The organism is Streptomyces sp. YS415, assembly GCF_023544665.1.
Lineage (GTDB): Bacteria > Actinomycetota > Actinomycetes > Streptomycetales > Streptomycetaceae > Streptomyces.
Genome location: NZ_JAMJFL010000038.1, coordinates 54,909 through 60,908 on the forward strand (window position 1 = coordinate 54,909; position 6,000 = coordinate 60,908).

Annotated in this window: 6 protein-coding genes; 5 read left to right on the forward strand and 1 reads right to left on the reverse strand. The window is 68.7% G+C overall.

Annotated elements, in window-relative coordinates; genetic code table 11:
* Positions 1-70: 70 nt before the first annotated feature.
* On the forward strand, positions 71-592 hold the full coding sequence (locus M8H82_RS32535; protein ID WP_250078704.1) for a hypothetical protein: 522 nt from the start codon (positions 71-73) through the stop codon (positions 590-592).
* Between the two features lie 283 nt (positions 593-875).
* Here the strand turns inward: M8H82_RS32535 and M8H82_RS32540 are convergent, their stop codons facing one another.
* Entirely contained in the window at positions 876-1,022 is a 147-nt protein-coding gene (locus M8H82_RS32540) for a hypothetical protein (RefSeq protein WP_250078705.1), read from the reverse strand.
* Positions 1,023-2,521: 1,499 nt separating this feature from the next.
* Between M8H82_RS32540 and M8H82_RS32545 the strand changes: the two genes are divergently transcribed.
* The 4 genes from M8H82_RS32545 to M8H82_RS32560 all read left to right on the forward strand — a co-directional run bounded on the left by M8H82_RS32545 (position 2,522) and on the right by M8H82_RS32560 (position 5,575).
* On the forward strand, positions 2,522-3,256 hold the full coding sequence (locus tag M8H82_RS32545; RefSeq protein WP_250078706.1) for a Crp/Fnr family transcriptional regulator: 735 nt from the start codon (positions 2,522-2,524) through the stop codon (positions 3,254-3,256).
* Positions 3,257-3,348: 92 nt separating this feature from the next.
* Positions 3,349-3,864 carry a hypothetical protein gene (locus tag M8H82_RS32550; protein WP_250078707.1) on the forward strand — a complete coding sequence of 172 codons (516 nt, stop codon included), beginning with the start codon at positions 3,349-3,351 and terminating at the stop codon, positions 3,862-3,864.
* Between the two features lie 413 nt (positions 3,865-4,277).
* On the forward strand, positions 4,278-5,234 hold the full coding sequence (locus M8H82_RS32555) for a hypothetical protein (RefSeq protein WP_250078708.1): 957 nt from the start codon (positions 4,278-4,280) through the stop codon (positions 5,232-5,234).
* Positions 5,234-5,575, forward strand: a complete 342-nt coding sequence (locus M8H82_RS32560) for a hypothetical protein (RefSeq protein ID WP_250078709.1) — start codon at positions 5,234-5,236, stop codon at positions 5,573-5,575. The genes M8H82_RS32555 and M8H82_RS32560 overlap by 1 nt, the downstream gene beginning before the upstream one ends.
* The last annotated feature ends 425 nt before the right edge of the window (positions 5,576-6,000 follow it).

The window sequence follows — 6,000 nt, forward strand, 5'->3', positions numbered from 1 at the left end:
CAATTCCAGCAGGCGACAGGGAAGCGGGGCGGGGGCGAGGATGGGCCGTACAAGCAGGGAGGGGGCGGGTGTGCGGCTGACCATTGACACGCAGACCGACAGCTACGAGCAGGCGATTGCAGCGGTGCAGGCCGCGTACGGGCTCAACCCCGCCGCGGTGGCGAGCGGTTGGCCGGACGCGCCCGTGCCGACGGTCCGGCCGGGACCGGAGACGCTGGGCAGCGAAGACATCTGGCAGGGCTGGACGGAGCGGATGCTGTTCGACACACTCGCCTCCGTACTGCCCGGCGCCCGGGCCGTACTGCGCCGCCTCGTCGAACTGGGCGGCACCGCTACCTTCGACAGCGTCCAGGAGCACTTCGCCGACCATCCACAGACGCCGATCCCACCGAAGAAGATCGGCGGGACACTCACCAGCCTACGAGCGGTACGCCGCAGGGTCGGCCCGGACAACCGGACCAACCTGCTGCAGCGGGACGAGGCCAGGCGCATCTACCAGATCGAACCCGCCCTCCTGGAAGGGCTGAAGCGGGCCTTTGCCCTGGCAGATGTCCGCCCCGGCCTGCTCCGCCAGGAACCTGCCACTCCGTGACCAGCCAGGGACCGAGTGCCCGGTGTGCTTGTATAAGCCCGTCGCTGCTCCGCAACCCATTGCTGCAGCGCTGGCTTCCCCCGTCCCGCGCGTCGGCGGGGGCCGTGCGCGGCCGACACGGCTGTCCCGGCACGGTGTGCGGTTGCCTCCGGTGCTGTACCTGGTGCCGTGGTACCGGTCGGGCCCCGAACCGCCAGCGGCGCGCCCGACGGCGCCTCTTCGCAGTCCGGCGCCTGCAGCACGCCCCGGTCCGGGCTCTGCACGCGCGCACCTTCGCCGGCACTCACCCCGAAGGTCGGCGCTCCCTGAGTACCTCGCGGACCGCCGACTTCGGTGACGGCTTCAGCCGCCCGGTGGCGGCCTGGTCGGAGTCGGCGCCGTCGACCGGCCACACATGGTCGGGAGCGTGGACCCCACATCCGGTACTCACGGTGTCTTCCTCCTGCAGGCCGAGCTCGGCGGTGACCACAAGGGCCGGGCGCCATCCGGGCACCCAACCCCTGTTGGATCACGCGGTTCGCCGCGATGCCCTGCGGCAGGGCTGGAGGGCATGGAGTTCGTGGGGATGTTCCGGAGGTGGGGGGCGCTCGGGCTGGCGGGGGCGTGCGCGGGGTGGTGCGGAGCCGCTCGCGATGTGATGAAGGTTACTGTACGTATCAGTTCAGTCATTTTCTGTACATGCCGGTCGGTCTCGTGCAGCTGTGGTTCTCAACTCGACTGGCCTGTAACAAAACTGACAGGGCGATAGGCGCGTGGCGGTGGCGCGGAAGTTCACCGGTGCGCCGGGGGTGCGAGCGGCGGCGGTGGCCTTGTGCACTAGTCGACAATTGCGGCGGTGGGGCACGGTTCGTCGATTCCCGTTCGATATACCGTTGATCATGGAGAGTCATTGCATTCCTGCGGGCTTTGCATTGTTTGCCGACGGGATCTCAGGGAATTGCGTGGAGGGCAATTTTGGCGGCGCGGCAGTCTGCCCCGTCGGCGGGCCGGTCCCGGGGTGGGCCCGGGGGTGGCACCACCGGGGTAAACAGGGGTTGACCGGTTCTGGCGGCTGTTGAGCGACGATTATCGTTTGATAGCGCTCTCGCGGGCCCTGCGGGTGGGGGGCGTCTCGCTCCAGTGGGAGCAAAACGGACAGATTGAGTGGTGTGCGGAGCGCCGCCTTGACAGGCACGGGATGGCGCTCGGCGTGTAACAAACCCCTAAGGCCGGGGGGTTTTACGCCGCCATCCGGTGGCAAGCCCTCTAGGGCGCCTGATGGGGAGTGACCTTAACACCGCCTGTGGTGTTTACTGGACACCGGTCTGATCCTGGTGGGTCCGGACCCTTTTCGGGAGGTCTGCGGGGGTGGTGCCCCGGAGGCCTCCCGTTTTTTGGCTGCTGTTTACGTGCGAGCCTCCTGCAGGTCACCCGGGAATATCTCCCGGACTTCCGCATATGAATTCCGCGCTTAGTGCCGGAGTTTTGCGTCAAAGCTATCGGCTCGCATTTACTCGATCTCCGGCGTTCGGTGCGTAACAAAGCCCCACGGGTAGGGTTTGCGCGGAGTGATCATTCGGCTTCCCATCCGGCGGGAAAACGCGACTAGCTCTCCGCTTGCGGCGAGCGGTAGCGTTACCTCGCCCAACGTCATCTCCACCCCCTGCCCGGCTCACCACCGGGCGCGTACCACCTCCCGGAGAGGCGAAGGACCCACCACCGGGGGCCCCGTGACACTGCGGGGTCCCCAAACGATCAACCGAACAGGGACCTGCTCATGAGCACCGCCAACGCTGTCGGCGCCTTTTCGTCCTGCCCCCGCAGACTTCGCGGCCGCCGCGGAACCCGGCCTGTGACGCGCCGTCACACCTGCTTTTCTTCCGGCGTATACGCCGGGACGCACGCCCCGGGCACCACCCCCATCCCCGCGGCCGGGACGGGGGAGCGGGCATGACTCCTGCCGTCGACGTCACCCGCCCGGTCGACCTGTCCCAGGGACGCGACGCCAAGCCCCCGGGCAGCTTCCTGCAGCGGCTGCCGGACGAGGACTGGCACACCTTGCTCAAGATCGGCCTGCACGGCCGCACGTTCTACCGCGACGAGGTCCTCCCGATGGGGCCCGAGACGCCGAACATCTACATCATCTGGGAAGGCGTCGTCCGCCAGGACCGCTACCCCCTCGGCGATGCCCCCCACATCCCCACCATCACCCGCTTCCGCGGCGCCGGCGAACTTGTGGGCGAAGCCGCCCTCGTCATGCCCGGCTCCACGGTGGCCACCCGCTGTCTGACCCGGACCGTCGCGATCCCGTGCGACGCCCGCTACTTCACCGCTCTGATCGAGCGACGGCTGCCCAGGGCCCGGCACGCACTGCTGTGCAGCCTGGAACAACGCAACCGCAGCGACGAGACCATCTACGCCATGGCCATCCGCCCGCCCCTGGAGCGCGTCAGCCGCCTGCTGGCCCACCTCGCCACCACCGCCGGCGTCCCCGACCCCAGGGACAACCAGCAGATCGTCATCACCGGCCCCGGCCAGAAGGACCTCGCCGCCGCCCTCCAACTCGCCGTATCCACCACCGAGAACGCGCTGCGCACGCTGCGCCACCACGGCGTGATCGAAGCCCGCTACCGGCAGTTCGTCATCCGCGACATCGACGGCCTGCGCCAATTCGTCGGGGCCTGACACCACCCCCGACCCCCGGACCCACCAACCCTTAACGCCACACCCGGCCCTGCGGCCGAGGCGTCGGCGTACCCGTGAACGGACCCCACAGCATGATGACCAGCACCGCGCTGGCGATCGGAACCAGCGCCGGCACCCTGACGGTCACCGCCGTCTCCGCCCTGCTCATGGGCGCCCTCGCCGCCTACACCCTCCAGCACCACAAGCGCGTCTTCGACTGGATGAAGAAGATCCGCGCCAAGGACGAGACCAACAGCGCATACGACAAGCCCACCGAATGGCTCGCCGACCTCTACAAGGCCCAGTGCCGCCTGGCCCACAAGCCCTGCCGCACCGAGGACTTCGACGACGTCGCCCAGATCGGCAACATGATCAAGGGCATCGCCGACCACACCGAGGCCATCCACACCGAACTGGCCAAGGTCGTCGAACGCGTCGAGGAATACCTCAACACCGCCCTGCCCGAACCGACCCCGGCGGTGAAGGTGCCGCTCGCAGAGCACCGCAGCCTGCTGGCGAAGGCCATGAAGCAGGAAAGCGCCCGCAGCGAACTCGCCCGGGCCATCGTCACCGCCCAGAACAAGATCACCGCAGTGCGCCGCGGCTGACCCCGACGCCAGACCATCTCCCCAGCGGCACCAGACCTCTCACCACGGCCCCGCGCACAGGGCTCGGATCTGGTGCCGCGACTGGCGCTGGCCTACCCCGCCTCATCGCCCTCGTGGTCGATGAGCACCATGCACGCCTCCTGGTGCTGCGCTCATGGGACGCGCCAGTACACCTGCGATCGACATGCGCGGATCGGTTCGGTCGTGGACATGCAGTTCCTGCAGCGCGGGTCGTGGGTGTGCCGGACCGGGCTGGTGGAGCTGGAGTTGGTGGGAACGGCCGTGAGCCAGTGCTCGAGAGACGAGTCGCAGTATGTGACTCAAGTCACATGCGATCAGTCAAGTTTTTTGTCGTTGCAGGCCCCAGCCGCGCCTGAGAGGTGAACGATCCCTCTATCGCGGAAGGAAACCCCGTGTCGAAGCGCTCAAAAGCTCGCCAGCCGAAGCCCGCGAAGGAACTCAGACGGAAGGCACTGCACAAGCAGCAAGTCACGATCAGCGCGCACACGTTGCCCAGTTGGAGCTTCGCGCACGAGTCGTTGGGCCTGCGGCGGCAGCGGTTCAGCAACGGCTTGCGGATCATGGTGTACCCCGACGGGTCCATCGCGCCCGCCGCCTTCGTCATCCAACGCGTTGCCCGTCGGAGCACGCTCCGGCGGTCTGGCACGGTCCTCGTGAAGCAGAAGCGGCTGAGAGCGAGCCTGACCAAGCCGCTCTCTTCTCAGTACGTGCAGCAGGAGTGCGATGTCTTCCAGGAGGCACCGCCTCTCGTGATCGCGCTCATGGCGCGCCAAGACGCTCTGCAGGGAGATTTCGAGCTGGTGGACCGGTTCGCGGCACAGGTGCTTCGCCGGCGCACCACAGGCGACTGGCGTACGGCGCTGTCCGACGCCCTGCTCGGCGACTGGATCAACCCACTGCAGAGCAGCGCCCCCTTGCACCCCTCCGCACTCGTGCAGCTGCGCAACAGGGTGTGGCGCATCCACGCCGACCTGCAGCCGATCTGGACGCGTCGGACCAGCCGGTCCCGCGTACTGCTGCTCGACACTCCACTCGGCGCGGACCTCACGCTGCACGACCTTCTGGCGGCTTCCCCGTCCGCGGCCGGCATCATGGCAGGCGAAGAACCCGATGACGCGCGTCTGGGCGCGCTGCTGCGTGTGCTGGACGACGTCGACCGGACCATCGTCCTGGCGTGGATGCATCCCGGGGTGGCGACCTGGGCCGATGCCGCCCTGCTGGCCGGGGCGTCGAGGCCGGAGGCCGATGGGGAGCGTGTTCGACGCCGGGTTCGACGCCTTGTCGCCGACCAGCAGCGCCGTGCGGCTGCGAGCGAGGGCCTGTGGTTGCCCGGAACGGCGGGTCGGTGATGAACATGTTCTTCGACGCGTTGCCGGAGTTCCTCGGCGCCCTCGGCGCAGCCGTGGCGATGGGGCTGGGCGCCCTTATCGCCCGGACGTTGCGCGGCACCCGACCGGCGCCGATGCCGCTCGCCGGGCCGACCGTGGACCAGTCCAAGCTGGCGGCCCGCCGCTTCACCCTGCTGGAGACCACGCACATCAGCGGTGAGACCGTGCAGATCACCACCACCCGCCCTGCGGGGACAGTGATCACGTACCGATCCGATGATCACGCCGAGCGGTTCGAGCTAACCGACATCCCACTGGGCGACGGCACCTACGTCGCGGAACCGCTCGACCGGTACGCCTAACTGATGGTTTCACAATGAGGTCGCGAGCGTGTGGGGCGCCGCCGTATGAGGCGAGGGCCTGTCCGAGCCCTGGCCGCGGCAGGTCAGCACGTTGCGACGCAGGCCCGCCCTGCGCCTGTCCGCTCCTGCCTGGTGATCACCCGGTTGGCCGCGCCTGTGGTGGGCCTGGCCGGGCAGGCGGGCATAGGCGCGTCCTGGGCGGGATCCATCCTGTGGTGGTGTTCCGGGCGTGTGGGTGGGTGCCGCGGTTGATCCCGAGTCGGCCGCGGCGCCCGACTGTCTGCCGGCTATCCCGTCTGCCCCTCGGCTGCTGGTGCAGCGCACGGTCAGGCCGACGACCCCGCCGACGGCCGCTCGTTCGCTCGCGGGATCCGTCCGTAAATGCGCAGGCCACGACGCAATTCCGGCCGTGGTTGGTAGCCCCG